The sequence below is a fragment of the Klebsiella sp. GN_Kp190 genome, from assembly GCF_040061795.1.
GTDB classification, from domain to species: Bacteria; Pseudomonadota; Gammaproteobacteria; order Enterobacterales; family Enterobacteriaceae; genus Klebsiella; species Klebsiella michiganensis.
Genome location: NZ_JBEAFN010000008.1, coordinates 115,777 through 135,205 on the forward strand (window position 1 = coordinate 115,777; position 19,429 = coordinate 135,205).

At 55.6% G+C, this 19,429-nt stretch carries 16 protein-coding genes and 1 riboswitch; of the genes, 9 read left to right on the forward strand and 7 right to left on the reverse strand.

What is annotated here, in order from left to right; all coding sequences use genetic code 11:
- Positions 1-90: 90 nt before the first annotated feature.
- The 3 genes from ABLU67_RS06130 to ABLU67_RS06140 form a co-directional block, all read right to left on the reverse strand.
- On the reverse strand, positions 91-1,194 hold the full coding sequence (locus ABLU67_RS06130; RefSeq protein ID WP_014227433.1) for a glycerol dehydrogenase: 1,104 nt from the start codon (positions 1,192-1,194) through the stop codon (positions 91-93).
- 56 nt (positions 1,195-1,250) lie between these two features.
- Positions 1,251-1,913 carry a fructose-6-phosphate aldolase gene (gene fsa, locus ABLU67_RS06135; RefSeq protein ID WP_004107558.1) on the reverse strand — a complete coding sequence of 221 codons (663 nt, stop codon included), beginning with the start codon at positions 1,911-1,913 and terminating at the stop codon, positions 1,251-1,253.
- A gap of 205 nt (positions 1,914-2,118) precedes the next feature.
- Positions 2,119-2,982: an AraC family transcriptional regulator gene (locus ABLU67_RS06140; RefSeq protein WP_025106568.1), complete on the reverse strand. Its 864-nt coding sequence runs from the start codon at positions 2,980-2,982 to the stop codon at positions 2,119-2,121.
- A 151-nt stretch (positions 2,983-3,133) separates the two neighbouring features.
- Between ABLU67_RS06140 and zinT the strand changes: the two genes are divergently transcribed.
- Positions 3,134-3,781 carry a metal-binding protein ZinT gene (gene zinT, locus ABLU67_RS06145; RefSeq protein ID WP_025106569.1) on the forward strand — a complete coding sequence of 216 codons (648 nt, stop codon included), beginning with the start codon at positions 3,134-3,136 and terminating at the stop codon, positions 3,779-3,781.
- 96 nt (positions 3,782-3,877) lie between these two features.
- Here zinT and ppc read toward each other — a convergent pair whose 3' ends face one another.
- Positions 3,878-6,529, reverse strand: coding sequence for a phosphoenolpyruvate carboxylase (ppc, locus tag ABLU67_RS06150; RefSeq protein WP_032747324.1), 2,652 nt, complete (start codon positions 6,527-6,529; stop codon positions 3,878-3,880).
- Positions 6,530-6,783: 254 nt separating this feature from the next.
- Positions 6,784-7,935, reverse strand: a complete 1,152-nt coding sequence (gene argE, locus ABLU67_RS06155) for an acetylornithine deacetylase (protein ID WP_014227436.1) — start codon at positions 7,933-7,935, stop codon at positions 6,784-6,786.
- 184 nt (positions 7,936-8,119) lie between these two features.
- Here argE and argC point away from each other — a divergent pair, with 184 nt between their 5' ends.
- The 4 genes from argC to oxyR all read left to right on the forward strand — a co-directional run bounded on the left by argC (position 8,120) and on the right by oxyR (position 12,543).
- Positions 8,120-9,124, forward strand: a complete 1,005-nt coding sequence (argC, locus tag ABLU67_RS06160; RefSeq protein ID WP_004870566.1) for an N-acetyl-gamma-glutamyl-phosphate reductase — start codon at positions 8,120-8,122, stop codon at positions 9,122-9,124.
- A gap of 6 nt (positions 9,125-9,130) precedes the next feature.
- Positions 9,131-9,907, forward strand: a complete 777-nt coding sequence (gene argB, locus ABLU67_RS06165) for an acetylglutamate kinase (RefSeq protein WP_086544362.1) — start codon at positions 9,131-9,133, stop codon at positions 9,905-9,907.
- 77 nt (positions 9,908-9,984) lie between these two features.
- Positions 9,985-11,358, forward strand: a complete 1,374-nt coding sequence (gene argH / locus ABLU67_RS06170) for an argininosuccinate lyase (protein WP_014227439.1) — start codon at positions 9,985-9,987, stop codon at positions 11,356-11,358.
- A 267-nt stretch (positions 11,359-11,625) separates the two neighbouring features.
- Positions 11,626-12,543, forward strand: a complete 918-nt coding sequence (gene oxyR / locus ABLU67_RS06175) for a DNA-binding transcriptional regulator OxyR (protein ID WP_014227441.1) — start codon at positions 11,626-11,628, stop codon at positions 12,541-12,543.
- On the opposite strand, the gene sthA is transcribed toward oxyR, so the two are convergent.
- Positions 12,526-13,926, reverse strand: a complete 1,401-nt coding sequence (sthA, locus tag ABLU67_RS06180) for a Si-specific NAD(P)(+) transhydrogenase (RefSeq protein WP_004116922.1) — start codon at positions 13,924-13,926, stop codon at positions 12,526-12,528. The genes oxyR and sthA overlap by 18 nt on opposite strands.
- Positions 13,927-14,122: 196 nt before the next feature.
- Between sthA and fabR the strand changes: the two genes are divergently transcribed.
- Positions 14,123-14,758, forward strand: coding sequence for an HTH-type transcriptional repressor FabR (fabR, locus tag ABLU67_RS06185; RefSeq protein WP_004107582.1), 636 nt, complete (start codon positions 14,123-14,125; stop codon positions 14,756-14,758).
- A 15-nt stretch (positions 14,759-14,773) separates the two neighbouring features.
- Positions 14,774-15,133, forward strand: coding sequence for a YijD family membrane protein (locus ABLU67_RS06190; protein ID WP_004856046.1), 360 nt, complete (start codon positions 14,774-14,776; stop codon positions 15,131-15,133).
- A gap of 45 nt (positions 15,134-15,178) precedes the next feature.
- On the opposite strand, the gene trmA is transcribed toward ABLU67_RS06190, so the two are convergent.
- Positions 15,179-16,279 carry a tRNA (uridine(54)-C5)-methyltransferase TrmA gene (gene trmA / locus ABLU67_RS06195; RefSeq protein WP_014227442.1) on the reverse strand — a complete coding sequence of 367 codons (1,101 nt, stop codon included), beginning with the start codon at positions 16,277-16,279 and terminating at the stop codon, positions 15,179-15,181.
- Between the two features lie 116 nt (positions 16,280-16,395).
- A riboswitch (cobalamin riboswitch) is annotated at positions 16,396-16,578 on the forward strand.
- A 65-nt stretch (positions 16,579-16,643) separates the two neighbouring features.
- Between trmA and btuB the strand changes: the two genes are divergently transcribed.
- Positions 16,644-18,512 (forward strand): TonB-dependent vitamin B12 receptor BtuB, encoded by a 1,869-nt coding sequence (gene btuB / locus ABLU67_RS06200; RefSeq protein ID WP_029946902.1) that lies wholly within the window; start codon positions 16,644-16,646, stop codon positions 18,510-18,512.
- Positions 18,457-19,311, forward strand: coding sequence for a glutamate racemase (gene murI, locus ABLU67_RS06205; RefSeq protein WP_348852208.1), 855 nt, complete (start codon positions 18,457-18,459; stop codon positions 19,309-19,311). The genes btuB and murI overlap by 56 nt, the downstream gene beginning before the upstream one ends.
- The last annotated feature ends 118 nt before the right edge of the window (positions 19,312-19,429 follow it).

Here is a 19,429-nt window from a genome sequence, read left to right on the forward strand (position 1 = left end):
AGGAAAATCGCACTATAAAATACATCGTTTTGGCGGGCAATGGCGGGCGAAAAGAACATACCCGCCTGCTGGCGGGTATGTCGCGAGGGTTTATTCCCACTCTTGCAGGAAGCGTTGACCGTACTGGTCGGCCACCAGAAGCGCGGCATAGACCTGATCCGGCGTCGCGCCGCCGGGCATATTGTGGATGGTTTCACCTTCCGCGCAGGCGGCTTCCGCCACGGTACGCATTTTGCCCGGGATATCGACTTTAATATCCAGCTGCGCCAGGGTGATAGGCAGCCCGACGCTATGGCACAGCGCCGCTACGGTTTCGATCTCTTCCACCGGCGCGTTTTCCAGTACCAGCTGCGTAAGCGTACCGAAAGCCACTTTTTCACCATGGTAGTAGTGGTGAGCGTCCGGAATAGCGGTCAGACCGTTATGGATAGCGTGCGCAGCCGCCAGGCCGCCGCTTTCAAAGCCGACGCCGCTCAGATAGGTGTTGGCTTCAATCACCCGTTCCAGCGCCGGCGTCACCACGTGCTGCTCCGCCGCCAGCATCGCTTTTTCGCCCTCTTCAACCAGCGTGTTGTAGCACAGTTCAGCCAGCGCCAGCGCCGCCTGGGTGCATTTTCCGCCCGCCATGGTGGTCGCGCCGCTGCGTGAGCAGGCACGCGCTTCAAACCAGGTCGCCAGCGCATCACCGATACCGGCTGCCAGCAGGCGCGCCGGGGCGCCTGCAACGATTTGCGTATCGACAATGACCATGTTCGGGTTGCGCGGCAGCATCAGGTAGCTATCGAACTCGCCGTCATCGGTATAGATGACCGAGAGCGCGCTGCACGGCGCGTCGGTGGAGGCAATCGTCGGGGCAATAACCACCGGCAGATTCATAAAATGTGCTAATGCTTTTGCGGTATCCAGCGTCTTGCCGCCGCCGATACCCAGCACGGCGGTGCAGCGGGCGGAACCGGCAATATCACGCAAGCGGTTGATTTCGTTATGTGAGCATTCGCCGCCAAACGGTGCGATTTCGCCAGCCAGCCCCGCATCCGCCAGGCTTTTACGCAGTTTTTCTTCGGCAAAACCGAGTACGAATTTATCGCCCACGATGAGCCAGCGTTCTGCCAACGGCTTGAGGTATCCACCAAGGCGGGTAATGACGTCCGCGCCCTGAATGTACTTACCGGGTGATTGAATAATGCGATCCATTTCTATTCCTCCTGGATGACCGTGATGCCACCCCCCTGGGCAGCTCGCCGATCGGGTTACAGGTTTAGCGTTCCAAAAGCGTTATTCCAGTCCTGCTCAAACTTCTCAATAGCTGACTCTACCGCAGGGGTACCGAGCATTTGTTGCGCTACATCTAACGGAAGGGTGATCGCTTCGCAGCCTGCTAACAGGCAATCCAGCGCCTGGCGCGGCGTCTTAAAGCTGGCGGCCAGCACTTTGCTTTCCGGCGCATGCAGCTCCAGCAGGGACTGCAGCTCCTGGACCATGCGGATGCCGTCACCGCCCTGGGCGTCGACGCGGTTGACGTACGGCGCTACATATTTTGCCCCGGCCAGCGCGGCCAGCAGGCCCTGAGATGCGCTATATACCGCCGTACCCAGCGTGGGGATACCTTCTTTTTTCAACAGTTTGATAGCGGCAAGGCCTTCGGCGGTGACCGGGATTTTTACCACGATACCGGGGACGGCGTTACTCAGGCGTTTGGCTTCTTCCACCATGCCCTGCGCGTCGCGGCTCATGGTCTGGGCGAACAGAATACCTTCCGGACCGACGGCTTTTTGCAGGCGCGGAAGAACATCCCAAACCGGCGTTTTACCGGCTGCGATAATGCTCGGGTTGGTGGTCACGCCGGCCAGCGGGTAGATGCGCGCCAGGCGTTCAACTTCTGCTACGTTTGCGGTGTCCAGATAGAGTTCCATGATGCTTTCCTCAATGCTTAATTCGGTAGTGTCGTTGAGGAAAGAATACGGCTTTCACGCGGAGGGTCGCCAGATGACAAATTTGCCAAAAACTGGATAAATGTACGCATTGCGGTTAAGGATGATTTAGATCACATTTATCCCGCCACCCGGATTAAAATGGGAAAATAAGAACGCACAAAAGTCAGGTTTAACACACAAAAATCTAGTTTTTTAGCGAAGCCGTTTTTTCCGTCAGCTGGCTGTGATACTGACGGCGATACTCCGACGGCGAGCGCTCGGTGTTTTTGCGAAACAGGCGGCAGAAGTAGTTGCTGTCGGCGAAACCACAGGCGTGGGCGATATCTTTCACTTTCATATCGTGGCCTTTTAGCAGCATTCTGGCCTGCTCCAGACGGATGTGATTCAGGTATTCGTTAAAGCCCATTGGCCCGCATTTCTGGAACAGATGGGAAAGATAGTTTGGTGAGAGATAAAACGCCTGCGCCACCGACTCGCGGGTTAACGGGTCGGCAAAATGGGCATCAATATGTTTACGAATCGCTTCAAAAAGCGCCTGGCTGCGCGATGACGTTTGTACCTGGCTGCCCAGCAGATCGGCACAGTGGCTGAGCAGGCTGGTGACAATACAGCGGGCCGTATGCTGTTCCTGCGGCTGCATCTGCATTTCATTCAGCGCCTGCAGCAGAAACGATCCAACCCGGGGGCCGCGGCGAGGAACCTGCTGTTTATCCAGCACGTTAAGCGCGCTGCCGTCCCAGTGGCGTAGAACGAATTCCAGCTGCTGCTTACCAAATAAGACAGTTAACAGCGTGGAGGGCATCAGCCACTGCGGGTCATTCCATCCGCCTGCGGGGACGTACAGCACATCGTGCGGCGTCAGCTGCGCCTGGTCGGCCTTAATCGCCGGATCGCGAAGCTGCCCCGCAAGCATGATTTCGAGGCGCGGAAAATCGACGCTTAGCGCTTTCTCAGAAGCCGGTCTGGATTCTGTGGAAAAGTGGACTTTGCCGATTACCGCCGGGCCTTTAATAAAAGAATCAATGGCCTGATTAATGTCGCTATCCATTCTCTCTCCGCGTCGCGCGATCCCGTTTCATCATACCTAACAAACTGGCAGAGGGAAAAGCCGCGCGATTTTTCTGCGAAGAGAGTTGTAAGATTTGATTGATATGTTATATCGTAACATATTATTGCAAACCTAAACTCAGGAGAGAGTGATGACCCGAAAGATTTCCGCACTTATGCTTGGTGTAAGCCTGGTCCTGGCGAGCAGTCAGGCGGTCGCCCACGGCCACCATAGCCATGGCCCGGCGCTGACCGAAGCGGAGCAGAAGGCGAGTGAAGGCATTTTTGCCGACCAGGACGTAAAGGACAGGGCGCTGAGCGACTGGGAGGGTATCTGGCAGTCGGTTAATCCCTATCTGCTGAACGGCGATTTAGATGCCGTGCTGGAGCAGAAGGCCAAAAAAGCCGGTAAAAGCGTGGCGGAATATCGGGAGTATTATAAGAAGGGCTACGCTACCGATGTGGACCAGATTGGTATCGAAGATAACGTCATGGAGTTTCACGTCGGGAAAACCGTCAACGCCTGCCGGTACGCCTATTCCGGCTACAAAATTCTGACCTACGCATCCGGTAAAAAAGGCGTGCGCTACCTGTTCGAATGCCAGCAGGCGGATTCAAAAGCGCCGAAGTTTGTTCAGTTTAGCGATCACACCATCGCGCCGCGCAAGTCCCAACATTTCCATATCTTTATGGGCAATGAGTCCCAGGAAGCGCTGCTGAAAGAGATGGATAACTGGCCAACCTACTATCCTTATGCCCTGCATAAAGAGCAGATTGTCGACGAAATGCTGCACCACTAATAAAAAAAGCTCCGGTAAACGCAATGCTTACCGGAGCTATGGTTTTTAACCCGGCTCGCGCTACGCTTAGCCGGGCTACAGGTTTCTCAGGGCGAACTAGCCGGTGTTACGCATGCCTGCCGCAACGCCTGCGATGGTGACCATCAGCGCTTGCTCAACGCGCGGGTCCGGTTTTTCACCTTTCTCTTCCGCCAGACGTGAACGATGGAGCAGCTCGGCCTGGAGCACGTTCAGCGGGTCGGTATAGATATTACGTAGCTGGATGGACTCCGCGATCCACGGCAGGTCGGCCATCAGGTGGGAGTCGTTGGCGATTGCCAGTACCACGTTGATATCGGCGGACAGCAGTTCACGCAGCTCTTCGCCCAGCTTCCACAGTTCCGGTTTCACCAGACGCTGATCGTAATATTCCGCCAGCCACAGGTCGGCTTTTGAGTAGACCATCTCCAGCATGCCGAGGCGGGTAGAGAAGAACGGCCAGTCGCGGCACATGCTTTCCAGCTCGCTCTGCTTGCCGCCTTCAACGACTTTTTGCAGCGCGGCGCCGGCGCCCAGCCAGGCTGGCAGCATCAGGCGGTTTTGCGTCCACGCGAAGATCCACGGAATAGCGCGCAGCGACTCGACGCCGCCGGTCGGGCGACGTTTTGCCGGACGCGAGCCCAGCGGCAGTTTGCCCAGCTCCTGCTCCGGCGTCGCGGAACGGAAGTAAGGAACAAAATCTTTATTTTCACGCACGTAGCCGCGATACATCTCGCAGGAGACGTCGGACAGCTCGGCCATGATGTCGCGCCATTGCGCTTTTGGCTCCGGCGGCGGCAGCAGGTTGGCTTCCAGAATCGCGCTGGTGTAGAGCGACAGGCTGCTGATGGTGACTTCCGGCAGGCCGTATTTAAAGCGGATCATCTCGCCCTGTTCGGTAACGCGCAGGCCGCCTTTCAGGCTTCCCGGAGGCTGAGAGAGCAGGGCCGCGTGCGCCGGCGCGCCGCCGCGGCCGATAGAACCGCCGCGACCGTGGAACAGCGTCAGTTCAATGCCGGCTTTTTCACAGGTCTTAATTAACGCGTCCTGCGCCTGATACTGTGCCCAGGAGGCGGCCATCACGCCCGCATCTTTCGCCGAGTCGGAATAGCCGATCATGACCATCTGCTTGCCCTGGATAAAGCCGCGATACCAGTCGATATTCAGCAGCTGGGTCATAACGTCGTCGGCGTTATTCAGGTCGTCCAGCGTTTCGAACAGCGGGGCGACCGGCAGCGCGAAGCCGATGCCGGCCTCTTTCAACAGCAGATGCACGGCCAGGACGTCTGACGGCGTTTTCGCCATCGAAATCACGTAGGCCGCAATAGAGCCGCGCGGCGCTTCGGAGATGACTTTGCACGTCTCGAGCACTTCGCGCGTTTCTTCGCTTGGCTCCCACTGGCGCGGCAGCAGAGGACGCTTGGAGTTCAGTTCGCGGATCAGGAAGGCCTGTTTATCGGCTTCTGACCAGCTTTCATAGTCGCCGATGCCGAGATAGCGGGTCATTTCGCCCAGCGCTTCGGTGTGGCGGGTGCTTTCCTGACGGATATCGATACGCACCAGCGGTACGCCAAAGGCTTTTACGCGGCGCAGGGTATCGAGCAGCTCGCCGTTGGCGATAATGCTCATACCGCAGGCTTGTAGCGACTGGTAACAGGCGTAAAGCGGTTCCCACAGCTGCTCGTTTTGCGTGATAAGGCCCGCCGGTTTGGGCAGTTTCTGTCCTTTCAGGCGCGCTTCCAGCCAGGCCTGGGTCTCCATCAGCTGCGTGCGCAGTTTTTTCATCAGGTAACGATAGGGTTCCTGAGCGCCTTCCGCGCCTGCCAGCTCACGCAGCTCGTCGGTGCACTCAACCATCGACAGCTCGGAAATCAACAGCTGGACATCTTTCAGGAACAGATCGGTTGCCTTCCAGCGGCTGAGCAGCAGGACGTGGCGGGTAATGTCGGCGGTCACGTTCGGGTTGCCGTCGCGGTCGCCGCCCATCCAGGACGTAAAGCGAACCGGAACAAAATCGACCGGCAGCCGATAGTTCAGGTTATCTTCCAGCTGTTCATTCAGCTCGCGCAGGTAGTTCGGTACGCCTTCCCACAGGCTATTTTCGACAACCGCGAAGCCCCATTTGGCTTCATCCACCGGGGTAGGGCGATGCTTGCGGATTTCATCGGTGTGCCACGACTGGGCAATCAGCTGGCGCAGACGGCGCATGACCTGATGACGTTCATAGTCCGCAATGTCGTTGTTATCGAGCTGCTTCAGGCAGCTGTTGATCTCGCCCATCTTGTGGATCAGCGTACGACGCGTGATTTCGGTCGGGTGCGCGGTCAGCACCAGCTCCAGCGACAGGGATTCAACGGCTTGTTTAATAATCGTTTCGTTGAGATTGGGTTGCTCTTTGAGCTTTCTCAGGGTGCGGGCAATCACTTCCGGATTACTGGCCGCTTCGCCTTTTGGCGAAATGCTGTGGTATTGCTCAGCGGTATTCGCCAGGTTCAGAAACTGGCTAAAGGCGCGCGCCACCGGCAGCAGCTCGTCGTTGGACAAGTTTTGCAGCGTGGTGAGCAGCTCCTGGCGGTTGGCTTCATTGCCAGCGCGAGAAGATTTGGACAACTTACGGATAGTTTCGACACGATCAAGAATGTTTTCTCCCAGCGCATCCTTGATGGTGTCGCCCAGCACCTTACCGAGCATACTGACATTACTACGCAAAGCGGAATATTGTTCGTTCATGTTACCCCAGACACCCCATCTCATTTTATTTTGTTATATCCGGCGCTCGATAATTTGAGCAGTGGATAAGCAACCGTCTTTTATAAAGCCACGTAAAAACCCCCACGTCAATTGTTGCGAAATCGCTTCAGCAAACGAATAAATGGCGGCAATTTGCGAAATTTAACTCGGAGGTCGCTTGATAAGCGTTGCTTATGAAAATGTGATAATTGTCACCCTCTCGCGCCGATAAAATCGCACGAGAGAATGGGTATTTAATGCCAGCAAAAATGGTGAACCACCTGAGTGATGAGCTCGCGGGTCGGCTTAATAAAGCGCGTTTCCAGGTACTCATCCGGCTGGTGGGCCTGGTTGATAGAGCCCGGGCCTAACACCAGCGTTGGGCAGAGGGTCTGAATAAACGGCGCTTCGGTACAGTAGTTGACCACGTCGGTTTGCGCGCCGAGGAGTTTTTCGACGACCTCAACCAGCTTATGGTCCGGCGGACATTCGTAACCGGGGATCGGCGGATGCAGTTCAGCAACGGTCAGGCGACCAGGCCAACGCTCGCTCACCGGCGCCAGCGCTTCGTTAAGGAGCCCGTTGAGATCGTTGAGCGTCATTCCGGGCAGCGGACGAATATCCATATGCAGTTCGCAGCAGGCGCAAATGCGGTTGGAGGCATCGCCGCCGTGAATTGCCCCGAGGTTAAGTGTGGGATACGGGACGGTAAACGCGGCGTAGTGATAACGCTCTTTTAAGTCGTCGCGCAGCTGCATGATGCGGCCAATGGCGTCGTGCATCAGTTCAATCGCGTTGACGCCGCGTGCCGGGTCGCTGGAGTGGCCCGACTGCCCCTGAATGCGAACCGCGTTGGACATGTGGCCTTTGTGCGCGCGTATCGGCTGCAGCGACGTGGGCTCGCCGATAATGGCGCAGTCCGGTCGCAGCTGGGTCGTCTCGGCGAAGTAGCGGGCACCGGCCATGCTGGTCTCTTCATCGGCCGTCGCCAGAATATAGAGCGGCTTTTTCAGCTGAGTGACGTCAACGTCGCGCAGGGCGTCGAGAATAAAAGCGAAGAAGCCTTTCATATCCGCGGTGCCGAGACCGTACAGCTTATTGTCGTGCTCGGTCAGGGTAAAAGGGTCGCGGGTCCAGCGGCCATCATCAAACGGGACGGTATCGGTGTGCCCGGCAAGCAGCAGGCCGCCAGCGCCGTGGCCGCTGCTGGCCAGCAGGTTGAATTTATTACGCGTATCCGGGACCGGCTGAACTTCAACATTAAAGCCGATATCGCGGAACCAGCCTGCCAGTAAATTGATTAAAGACTCATTACTTTGATCCAGCGCCTCTTCGGTTGCGCTGATGGAAGGTGTGGCGATCAGCGCGCGGTAAATCTCGATAAAGGGCGGTAATTTGTTTTTCATTGTTGACACACCTCGGGTCGTGATAGTATCAATATTCATGCATTATTTGTGAATAAAAATACATTATCGTTGAGCGTAAGAAAACCCATCGAATGTAAGGATGATGCTCTTACGGCTCAACAGGGTGGGGAAGGCAACGGTCTTCCAGGGCAAATATACGTAAGCAAGAAGGTGAAGAGCCCCAATGTTGAACACGCTGATTGTGGGCGCCAGCGGTTATGCCGGCGCAGAGCTAGTGGCCTATGTAAATCGCCATCCTCATATGACCATAACCGCATTGACGGTCTCCGCGCAAAGCAATGATGCGGGAAAATTAGTTTCCGATTTGCATCCGCAGCTGAAAGGCATTGTCGATCTGCCGCTGCAGCCGATGTCCGATATCAGCGAGTTTAGCGCCGGAGTCGATGTCGTTTTTCTGGCTACCGCACACGAGGTAAGCCATGACCTGGCGCCGCAGTTTCTCGCCGCTGGCTGCGTCGTGTTCGATCTCTCCGGGGCGTTCCGCGTTAATGACGGCGCCTTCTATGAAAAATATTACGGTTTCACTCATCAGCACCCTGAACTGCTGGAGCAGGCGGTTTACGGCCTGGCCGAGTGGAGCGTCGAAAAGCTAAAAGAAGCCAATCTGATCGCCGTACCGGGCTGCTACCCGACGGCGGCTCAGCTATCGTTAAAACCGCTGATCGACGCGGGGCTGCTGGATCTTAACCAGTGGCCGGTGATCAACGCGACCAGCGGAGTCAGCGGCGCCGGGCGTAAAGCCTCTATTGGCAATAGCTTCTGCGAAGTCAGCCTGCAACCCTACGGCGTTTTCAACCACCGTCATCACCCGGAAATTTCAACCCACCTGGGCGCGGACGTTATTTTTACTCCGCATCTGGGCAATTTTAAGCGTGGGATTCTGGAAACCATTACCTGCCGTCTGAAGCCTGGCGTGAGCAAAGAGCAGGTGGCGGCGGTATTCCAGCAGGCCTATGCGGATAAGCCGCTGGTACGTTTATACGATAAAGGTGTCCCTGCATTGAAAAATGTCGTGGGTCTGCCATTCTGTGATATCGGTTTTGCGGTCCAGGATGAACATATCATCGTGGTGGCGGCGGAAGATAACCTGCTGAAAGGCGCGGCCGCGCAGGCCGTGCAGTGCGCAAATATTCGTTTCGGCTTCGCTGAGACGCAGTCTCTTATTTAAGGTGTGATGATGAATCCTTTAATTATCAAACTTGGCGGCGTCCTGCTGGACAGCGAAGAAGCGCTTGAGCGCCTGTTTACGGCACTGGTGAACTACCGCGAATCCCATCAGCGCCCGCTGATTATTGTGCACGGCGGCGGCTGCGTGGTGGATGAACTCATGAAGCAGCTCAACCTGCCGGTGAACAAGAAAAACGGTCTGCGGGTCACGCCCGCGGATCAGATCGACATTATTACCGGCGCGCTGGCGGGAACCGCCAACAAAACGCTGCTGGCGTGGGCGAAGAAGCACGGCCTGGCTGCCGTTGGGCTATTCCTCGGCGATGGCGATAGCGTCAAAGTGACGCAGCTTGATGAAGAGCTGGGTCATGTCGGATTCGCTCAGCCGGGTTCTCCGGCGCTGATTAACACGCTGCTGGCGGGCGGTTATATGCCGGTCGTTAGCTCCATCGGCGTCACCGATGAAGGCGAGTTGATGAACGTCAACGCCGACCAGGCGGCGACCGCGCTGGCGGCAACGCTCGGCGCAGACCTGATTCTGCTGTCTGACGTAAGCGGCATTCTTGATGGCAAAGGGCAGCGCATCGCGGAAATGACCGCCGAGAAGGCTGAACAGCTGATCGAGCAGGGCATTATCACCGACGGCATGATCGTCAAAGTGAATGCGGCCCTGGACGCGGCGCGGACATTAGGCCGCCCGGTCGATATCGCCTCCTGGCGCCACGCGGAGCAGCTCCCTGCGCTGTTTAACGGCACGCCGATCGGCACGCGTATACTGGCATAATCAATTTATCATTTTGTCGGCCCGGTAAGCGTAGCGTCGCCGGGTAATAAAATTCAAAGATATTAAGGAAGCATGTTATGGCACTTTGGGGTGGGCGTTTTACTCAGGCAGCGGATCAGCGGTTCAAACAGTTCAACGACTCTTTGCGCTTTGACTATCGCCTGGCGGAGCAGGATATCGTTGGCTCTGTTGCCTGGTCCAAAGCGCTGGTGACGGTGGGCGTACTGTCCGCCGATGAGCAGCTACAGCTGGAAGAGGCGCTGAACGTTCTGCTGGAAGACGTGCGGGCTAACCCGCAGCAGATCCTTGAAAGCGATGCGGAAGATATTCATAGCTGGGTGGAAGGTAAGCTGATCGACAAGGTCGGCCAGCTGGGCAAAAAGCTGCACACCGGGCGTAGCCGTAATGACCAGGTGGCGACCGACCTGAAGCTGTGGTGCAAAGATACCGTGATGGAACTGCTGTCGGCGAATCGTCAGCTACAAAGCGCGCTGGTTGAGACGGCGGAGAATAATCAGGACGCCGTTATGCCGGGCTATACCCACCTGCAGCGGGCGCAGCCGGTGACGTTTGCCCACTGGTGTCTGGCCTATGTCGAAATGCTGGCGCGTGATGAAAGCCGCCTGCAGGATGCGCTTAAACGTCTGGACGTCAGCCCGCTGGGCTGCGGCGCGCTGGCGGGTACCGCCTATGAAATCGATCGTGAACAGCTTGCCGGCTGGCTGGGCTTCGCATCGGCGACCCGCAATAGTCTGGACAGCGTGTCCGATCGCGATCACGTACTGGAACTGCTGTCCGATGCCTCAATCGGTATGGTCCACCTGTCGCGTTTTGCTGAAGATCTGATCTTCTTCAATACCGGCGAAGCGGGCTTTGTTGAGCTTTCTGACCGCGTGACTTCTGGCTCATCCCTGATGCCGCAGAAGAAAAATCCGGATGCGCTGGAGCTGATCCGCGGTAAATGCGGCCGCGTGCAGGGTGCGCTGACCGGCATGATGATGACCCTCAAAGGGCTACCGCTGGCCTATAACAAAGATATGCAGGAAGATAAAGAAGGCCTGTTTGACGCGCTTGATACCTGGCTCGACTGCCTGCATATGGCGGCACTGGTGCTCGATGGTATTCAGGTAAAACGCCCGCGTTGTGAAGAAGCCGCGCAGCAGGGTTACGCCAATGCCACCGAACTGGCGGATTACCTGGTTGCCAAAGGCGTACCGTTCCGTGAAGCGCACCATATTGTCGGTGAAGCGGTAGTGGAAGCCATTGCCCAGGGCAAGCCGCTGGAGGATCTCCCTCTGGCCGATTTGCAGAAATTTAGCCCCGTGATTGCGGATGACGTCTATCCGATTCTGGCGCTGCAGTCGTGTCTGGATAAGCGTGCGGCTAAAGGTGGCGTTTCTCCTCAGCAGGTGGCTCAGGCGATTGCCGACGCTAAACAGCGTCTGGTGTGATCCGCCTGCGGGGCTGCTTTTAAGGCGGTAAATAAACGAAGCTCGGGTAACTCCGGGCTTTTTTATGCAAAAAAAAGCGGACACAAGGTCCGCAAAAGTTCACGTTGGCTTTAGTTATCCGGGTAGAGAGGTGATGAGGAAGCTCAATGATTTTCTGAACTTTTCCTCATTTATGGGTTTATTATTGAACAGAAACCTTGATAGGGATAATCGTTCGTTGCTATTCTATCTATCGCCATGGACTATCGTGGCGATGGAGGATGAATAATGAATATTCGCGATCTTGAATATCTGGTAGCGCTAGCCGAACACCGCCACTTCCGCCGTGCGGCGGATTCTTGCCACGTCAGCCAACCGACGCTCAGCGGGCAAATCCGTAAGCTGGAGGATGAACTCGGCGTGATGTTGCTGGAGCGCACCAGCCGTAAGGTTCTGTTCACCCAGGCAGGGCTGCTGCTGGTGGATCAGGCGCGTACCGTGCTACGAGAAGTCAAAGTGCTTAAGGAAATGGCGAGCCAGCAGGGAGAGACCATGTCCGGGCCGCTGCATATTGGACTGATCCCGACGATTGGCCCTTATCTGTTGCCGCTGATTATCCCGATGCTGCACCAGACCTTTCCCAAGCTGGAAATGTATCTGCATGAAGCACAAACCCATCAGCTTTTAGCGCAGCTTGATAGCGGTAAGCTCGACTGCGCGATTCTGGCGCTGGTCAAAGAGAGCGAAGCGTTTATTGAGGTGCCGCTGTTTGATGAGCCCATGATGCTGGCTATCTACGAAGATCACCCGTGGGCGAACCGCGAGTGCGTGCCGATGTCGGACCTGGCCGGTGAAAAGTTGCTGATGCTGGAAGATGGGCACTGCCTGCGCGATCAGGCGATGGGCTTTTGCTTTGAAGCGGGCGCCGATGAAGATACCCATTTCCGGGCGACGAGCCTCGAAACGCTGCGTAACATGGTGGCTGCCGGTAGCGGCATCACGCTGTTGCCAGCCCTGGCCGTACCGCAGGAGAGAAAGCGCGATGGCGTGGTCTATGTGCCCTGCATCAAGCCGGAGCCGAGACGTACCGTGGGGCTGGTTTATCGCCCGGGTTCGCCGCTGCGTAGCCGCTATGAACATCTGGCGGAGGCCATCCGCGGTAAGATGGATGGCCATTTCGACGCCGCGTTAAAACAGGCGGTTTAAGCCATTTAACGCCGCGACCCGATAGGCTTCCGCCATCGTCGGATAGTTAAAGGTGGTGTTAACGAAGTACTCAATGGTGTTACCACCGCCTTTCTGCTCCATTATCGCCTGGCCGATGTGAATAATTTCGGCCGCGCGCTCGCCAAAGCAGTGAATCCCGAGGATCTCTTTCGTTTCGCGATGAAAGAGGATCTTCAGCGTACCGACGCTCATGCCGACGATCTGCGCCCGGGCCAGATGTTTGAACTGCGCGCGACCCACCTCGTAAGGCACCTTCATTGCCGTCAGCTGCTGCTCGGTTTTACCGACGGAGCTGATTTCCGGAATGGTGTAAATCCCGGTAGGGATATCCTCAATCAGGTGCGCCGATGCCTCGCCTTTCACCAGCGCTTGGGCAGCGATGCGGCCCTGGTCGTAGGCGGCGGAGGCCAGGCTTGGATAGCCAATCACATCGCCGACGGCATAAATATGCGGCAGGGCGGTTTGATACATGCTGTTGACCTTCAGCTGGCCGCGGCTGTCGGTTTGCAGACCGATATTTTCCAGCGCCAGTGAGTCGGTGTTCCCGGTGCGGCCGTTAGCGTACAGCAGGCAGTCCGCTTTGAGCTTTTTGCCGGATTTCAGATGCATGATGACGCCGTCATCAACGCCCTCAATCTTTTCGTACTCTTCATTGTGGCGAATGACCACGCCGCTGTTCCAGAAGTGATAGGAGAGCGAGTCGGACATCTCCTGATCGAGGAACGCCAGCAGACGATCGCGGGTGTTGATCAGATCCACTTTGACTTCCATTCCCCGGAAGATCGACGCATATTCGCAGCCGATCACCCCGGCACCGTAGATGATCACATGGCGCGGTTCGTGATGCAGGCTGAGAATCGAGTCGCTGTCATAAATGCGCGGATGATGGAAGTCGACGTCTGCCGGATGGTACGGGCGTGAACCACAGGCAATCACGAACTTTTCCGCCGTCACCGTTTCCACGGTACCGTCGTGGCACTCCAGCGCGATAGTGTGTTCATCAACAAAATGGGCATTGCCCTGCAGGATTTCGCAGTGGTTACGCTCATAGAAACCCTGACGCATATGGGTTTGCTGGTTAATGACGCTGTCGGCATGGTTCAGGATGTCGGCGAAGGAAGAACGAAGAAGACGGGAATGGTCGCTGTAGAGGGGATTTTGGTTAAACTCGATAATACGGCTGACGGCATGGCGGAGGGCTTTTGACGGGATGGTCCCCCAGTGGGTACAACCGCCGCCTACGTTATGGTAGCGCTCAATGACGGCAACGCGTGCTCCCTGTTTCACCAGCCCCATGGCGGCGCCTTCTCCGCCAGGACCGGAACCAATCACAATTGCATCATAATCCCAAGAGTGTGACATGGCATTACTCACCTGTTTTATACATAAAATAAACACGATGATAACATTCGCCGCGCTTTAACCCAATTATCGTTGTGCTTTTTTGCGGCATAAAAGCAGAAACAGCTCGTAAACAATCATTCACAATCCAGTGTAAACCGATTAGTTCTAATCTCTGGTATAGTGCCGGAAGGGCTTATGGAAGGATTCAGACAACGTGATGGGCGTAAGAGCGCAACAAAAAGAAAAAACCCGGCGTTCGCTGGTGGAAGCGGCATTCAGTCAGCTGAGTGCTGAGCGCAGTTTTGCCAGCTTGAGCCTGCGCGAAGTGGCGCGGGAAGCGGGGATCGCCCCGACGTCCTTCTATCGTCATTTTCGCGACGTCGATGAGCTGGGTCTGACCATGGTGGATGAAAGCGGGCTCATGCTGCGCCAGCTGATGCGCCAGGCGCGCCAGCGTATCGCTAAAGGCGGCAGCGTCATTCGCACCTCTGTTTCCACCTTTATGGAATTCATTGGCAACAACCCGAACGCCTTCCGCCTGCTGCTGCGGGAACGCTCCGGTACCTCCGCGGCGTTTCGTGCCGCCGTGGCGCGTGAAATTCAGCATTTTATCGCGGAACTTGCCGACTATTTAGAAATCGAAAACCATATGCCGCGCGCCTTTACCGAAGCGCAGGCTGAAGCTATGGTCACCATCGTATTTAGCGCTGGCGCCGAGGCTCTCGATGTGGGCCCGGAGCAGCGTCGACAGCTGGAAGAACGCCTGGTGCTGCAGCTCAGAATGATCTCGAAAGGCGCGTATTACTGGTATCGCCGTGAACAAGAAAAAATATCAAATCATTCCGAATAACGTGAAGGACGAGCAATGAAACACTCAGTACAAGATAGAGGTACGCTGCTGCTGGCGCTGATCGCAGGTTTATCCATTAATGGTACCTTCGCCGCGCTGTTCAGCTCCATTGTCCCTTTTTCCATCTTCCCCATTTTGTCGTTGGTGCTGACGGTTTACTGCCTGCATCAGCGCTATCAGAATCGTAGTATGCCCGTGGGTTTGCCGGGGCTCGCCGCTGCCTGTTTTATTCTCGGGGTGCTGGTTTACAGTACCGTCGTGCGCGCGGAATATCCGGACATCGGATCTAACTTCTTCCCGGCGGTTCTGTCGGTGATTATGGTGTTCTGGATTGGCTACAGGTTACGCAACCGCAAGAACGCGGTCGCTGAATAATCTCTCACCCGGCAGCAGCGCTGTTGCCGGGTTTTTTCGCGAGCTTTACTTCTTCGTTAGCAGCACGCCGCATTCCATATGATGGGTATAGGGGAACTGGTCGAATAGCGCCAGGCGCGCGATCTCGTGGGTCTCACTGAGCGTTTCCAGGTTCTGGCATAGGGTCTCCGGATTGCAGGAGATATAGAGAATACGCGGATACGCCTGCACCATTTTCTCCGTTTCGCTATCCAGCCCGCTGCGCGGCGGATCGACGAAAATCGTCTCGCACTGATAGCTCTTCAGGTCGATTCCCTGCAGGCGGTTAAACTCCCGCACGCCGTTCATCGCCTGGGTAAACTCTTCCGCCGACATGCGGATAATCTGCACGTTATCAATGTGGTTCGCTGCAATATTGTATTGCGCCGCCGCGACGGACGGTTTGGCGATTTCCGTTGCCAGCACGCGTTCGAAATTACGCGCCAGCGCCAGCGAAAAGTTGCCGTTGCCGCAGTACAGCTCAAGCAGGTCGCCGGTTGCGCCTTTAGTGGCGTCGATAGCCCACTCCAGCATCTGAATGTTCATCGCCGCATTTGGCTGGGTGAAGCTATTCTCAACCTGACGATAGATCATTTCACGCCCGCCAACCGGCAAGCGTTCATCGATATAATCTTGATCCAGCTCGATTTTAGTTTTCGTGGCGCGGCCAATCAGGTGCACATTCAGATTTTGCGCCCGCAGCGCATCGCGCAAGCGCGCCGCCTGCTGACGCCATTCATCGTCGAGCTTTTTATGATACAGCAGCGATATCACGGCCTGGTTACTCAGGGTGGTGAGATAATCCACCTGAAACAGTTTGTGGCGCAGTACCGGGTTATCGCGTACGCCCTCAATCACCGCGGCCATCAGCTGATTAATCAGCTCGCTGGCGGCCGGGAAAGTCTCGACGCGGATCCGGGATTTGGTCTGCTGGTCGAACATAATGTGGTACAGATCGTCGCCATCGTGCCACAGGCGAAACTCTGCGCGCATGCGGTAGTGGCTGACCGGCGAACGAAACACTTCCGGAACCGGGGCGCTAAAAGGCGCCATCATTTTTTGCAAACGGACGACTTTTTCTGCCAGCTGCGCTTCATATTGTTCGGTAGGAAGGTGTTCGGGGGTCATGATGCATCCTGAATAAAATAAGTACGCGGGGATTGTAGGGAAAGCGCCGGGGATGTCCAGCCCTGATGATATAAGGAAATATAACGGTAGAAGTCTGGACATCTATATGTTTCTGATTATAGCATCGTGCTACCGGTCCTATGAGTTAATAGGGAATCCAGTGTAAATCTGGAGCTGACGCGCAGCGGTAAGGAAAAGTGGGATGAGCGCATTATGCAGACACTGCGGCTATTTAGCGGGAAGTCCTCGTCCATTAAACACTCCAAGCCCGAAGACCTGCCGGAATACGTCGCATTTGGTTTCTATCATCGCGTGCTACTGATAGAGCCGGCGGCATCCTTTGTTTATTACGGATGCTTTAAAAATGATTAAAAAAGCTTCGCTGATGACGGCGCTCTCCGTCACGGCATTTTCCGGCTGGGCGCAGGACAGCAATTCAGATACGTTAGTGGTCACAGCAAACCGTTTTCAACAGCCGGTCAATACGGTTCTTGCGCCGACCGATGTGGTTACCCGGGAAGATATCGATCGCTGGCAGGCGAAAGATTTAAACGATGTGATGCGCCGATTGCCTGGCGTGGACGTCGCGCAAAATGGTGGCATGGGTCAATCCTCCTCTCTGTTTATCCGTGGTACTGAAGCCAAACAAGTTCTGGTGCTGGTTGACGGCGTTCCCATGGCCCGACCGGGCATTACAAATAACCCCGATCTGAACCAGATCCCTTTGTCGCTGGTGCAGCGCGTCGAATATATCCGCGGCCCGCGTTCAGCGATTTATGGTTCCGGGGCAATGGGCGGCGTGATTAACGTCATTACGCATTCCGATAAAGAACAATCCAAAATTACCGCTGGGGTAGGATCGAAAGGCTACCAACAATATGACGGTACCCTGCGCCATCGCTTTGGCGATACGGTGGCGACGATTGCGGGTTCTTATGAGGGTAATAAAGGCTTTAACGTTCAGCCCGATTCAACCTGGGATCACGACGGCGATCGCGACGGTTTTCGTAATAAAACGTTTTGGGGCAGCCTCGAGCATAAATTTAACGAGAATGTTGACGGTTTCTTCCGCGGACACAGCTACACCAACAACTCTGATTACGATCTGGGAAGCCCGCCGTATAGCCCGGCCTACAGCGCCGATGAAAGCCAGCTCTATAACCAGAGCTGGGATGCGGGGCTGAACTTTAATTCCGGAATTTATTCCTCCCAGCTCATCGCCAGCTATCAGAAGATAAAGGACTACAACTACAGCAGTATTTATGGCCGTTATAATGATGGGACGACGCTCGACAGGATGACGCAGCGTAACCTGCAGTGGGGCAATAACGTTATTGTCGGTCATGGCTCTGTCAGCGCAGGGGTGGACTGGCAGCAGCAGCGGTTAACTTCATCAGACACGGCGATGTCGGATACCTACAAACGTGACAATACGGGACTGTACCTGACGGGCCAGCAGCAAGTTGGCGACGTGACCCTCGAAGCGTCCGGACGTGAAGACCACGATGAGCAGTTTGGCTGGCACGGTACCTGGCAGACTACCGCAGGCTGGGAGTTTGTCGAAAATTATCGCCTGACTCTCGGCTACGGTACCGGCTTCCTCGCGCCTTCTTTAGGGCAACAGTTTGGCTCCACTCGATTTGGTATCAACGCGAATCCTAATCTGAAACCTGAAGAGTCGAAACAGTGGGAAGCTGGGCTGGAAGGGCTCACCGGTCCCGTGGACTGGCGCTTGTCCGCGTACCATTACAAAATTACTAACCTGATTACCTATTATTCCGATCCTGTTACCTATGACGGGGAGTACGACAATATCAATGCCGCGACGATTAAAGGCGTGGAATGGACGGGAAGTATCGATACCGGTATTTTCAGCCATCGCGTAACGTTGCAGTATGTCGATCCGCGCAACGATGATAACGGTGAAGTGCTGGCCCGACGTTCTAAACGACAGGCAAAGTATCAGCTGGACTGGTCCATGTTTGATGTCGATATGGATGTGTCCTGGCAGTATTATGGGAAGCGTTACGATAACAACACCTCCCAATACAACAATACGCAAAGAATTTTGCCGAGCTACAGCACGGTAGACGTTTCTGCATCGTATCCGATCACCGATCGCCTGACAGTTCGTGGTAAAATAGCTAACCTGTTCGATAAAGATTACGAGACAGCTTATGGCTACCAAACTGCAGGACGAGAATACTACTTGTCTGGCAGCTACACCTTCTGATCCACGTCCCACCGTGCTGGTGTTTGATTCCGGCGTCGGTGGGCTGTCGGTTTACAATGAGATTCGGCAGCTTCTGCCGAATCTGCATTATATCTACGCTTTCGACAACGTTGCTTTCCCCTACGGCGAGAAGAGTGAAGAGTTTATTGTTGAACGCGTCCTGGAGATTGTGACTGCGGTTCAGCAGCGTTACCCTCTGGCGCTGGCCGTTATTGCCTGTAACACCGCAAGTACCGTTTCCCTCCCCGCCTTACGCGATAAATTCGCCTTTCCGGTTGTCGGCGTCGTTCCGGCGATAAAACCGGCGGCCCGCTTAACGGCGAATGGCGTTGTTGGCCTGCTGGCGACGCGCGGAACGGTAAAACGCCCTTATACGCGCGAACTGATCGCCCGTTTTGCGAATGAATGCAAAATCGAAATGCTGGGGTCGGCAGAGCTGGTAGAACTGGCAGAGGCCAAACTGCACGGTGAACCGGTCCCGCTGGATGAACTGCGGCGTATCCTGCGTCCCTGGCTACGAATGCAGGAACCACCTGATACGGTTGTGCTGGGGTGTACGCATTTCCCTCTAATACAAGAAGAGCTGCAGCAGGTTCTGCCGGAAGGGACGAGAATGATCGACTCCGGAGCGGCGATTGCGCGTCGCACCGCCTGGCTATTAGAGCACGAAGCGCCTGACGCAAAATCGAGTGATGCCAATATTGCGTACTGTATGGCGCTGACGCCTGAAACTGAGCAGCTTTTGAGCGTTTTGCGGCGCTATGGCTTCGAGTCGCTGGAAAAACTGGCGCTTTCATAGCGTTTTGCACAAAAAAGAGACGGTTGAAAGATTTTTTGAAAACAGGGCTTGTCAACGTCTCAGAACTCCCTATAATGCGCCTCCACTGACACGGAACAACGGCTTACAGCCCGCCGGG

What these genes read in the sequence shown, in the direction of transcription:
- ABLU67_RS06130 (WP_014227433.1), bottom strand. Translation starts at nt 1,194, where the DNA reads ATGGATCGCATTATTCAATCACCCGGTAAGTACATTCAGGGCGCGGAC.
- fsa (WP_004107558.1), bottom strand. Translation starts at nt 1,913, where the DNA reads ATGGAACTCTATCTGGACACCGCAAACGTAGCAGAAGTTGAACGCCTG.
- ABLU67_RS06140 (WP_025106568.1), bottom strand. Translation starts at nt 2,982, where the DNA reads ATGGATAGCGACATTAATCAGGCCATTGATTCTTTTATTAAAGGCCCG.
- zinT (WP_025106569.1), top strand. Translation starts at nt 3,134, where the DNA reads ATGACCCGAAAGATTTCCGCACTTATGCTTGGTGTAAGCCTGGTCCTG.
- ppc (WP_032747324.1), bottom strand. Translation starts at nt 6,529, where the DNA reads ATGAACGAACAATATTCCGCTTTGCGTAGTAATGTCAGTATGCTCGGT.
- argE (WP_014227436.1), bottom strand. Translation starts at nt 7,935, where the DNA reads ATGAAAAACAAATTACCGCCCTTTATCGAGATTTACCGCGCGCTGATC.
- argC (WP_004870566.1), top strand. Translation starts at nt 8,120, where the DNA reads ATGTTGAACACGCTGATTGTGGGCGCCAGCGGTTATGCCGGCGCAGAG.
- argB (WP_086544362.1), top strand. Translation starts at nt 9,131, where the DNA reads ATGATGAATCCTTTAATTATCAAACTTGGCGGCGTCCTGCTGGACAGC.
- argH (WP_014227439.1), top strand. Translation starts at nt 9,985, where the DNA reads ATGGCACTTTGGGGTGGGCGTTTTACTCAGGCAGCGGATCAGCGGTTC.
- oxyR (WP_014227441.1), top strand. Translation starts at nt 11,626, where the DNA reads ATGAATATTCGCGATCTTGAATATCTGGTAGCGCTAGCCGAACACCGC.
- sthA (WP_004116922.1), bottom strand. Translation starts at nt 13,926, where the DNA reads ATGTCACACTCTTGGGATTATGATGCAATTGTGATTGGTTCCGGTCCT.
- ABLU67_RS06190 (WP_004856046.1), top strand. Translation starts at nt 14,774, where the DNA reads ATGAAACACTCAGTACAAGATAGAGGTACGCTGCTGCTGGCGCTGATC.
- trmA (WP_014227442.1), bottom strand. Translation starts at nt 16,279, where the DNA reads ATGACCCCCGAACACCTTCCTACCGAACAATATGAAGCGCAGCTGGCA.
- btuB (WP_029946902.1), top strand. Translation starts at nt 16,644, where the DNA reads ATGATTAAAAAAGCTTCGCTGATGACGGCGCTCTCCGTCACGGCATTT.
- murI (WP_348852208.1), top strand. Translation starts at nt 18,457, where the DNA reads ATGGCTACCAAACTGCAGGACGAGAATACTACTTGTCTGGCAGCTACA.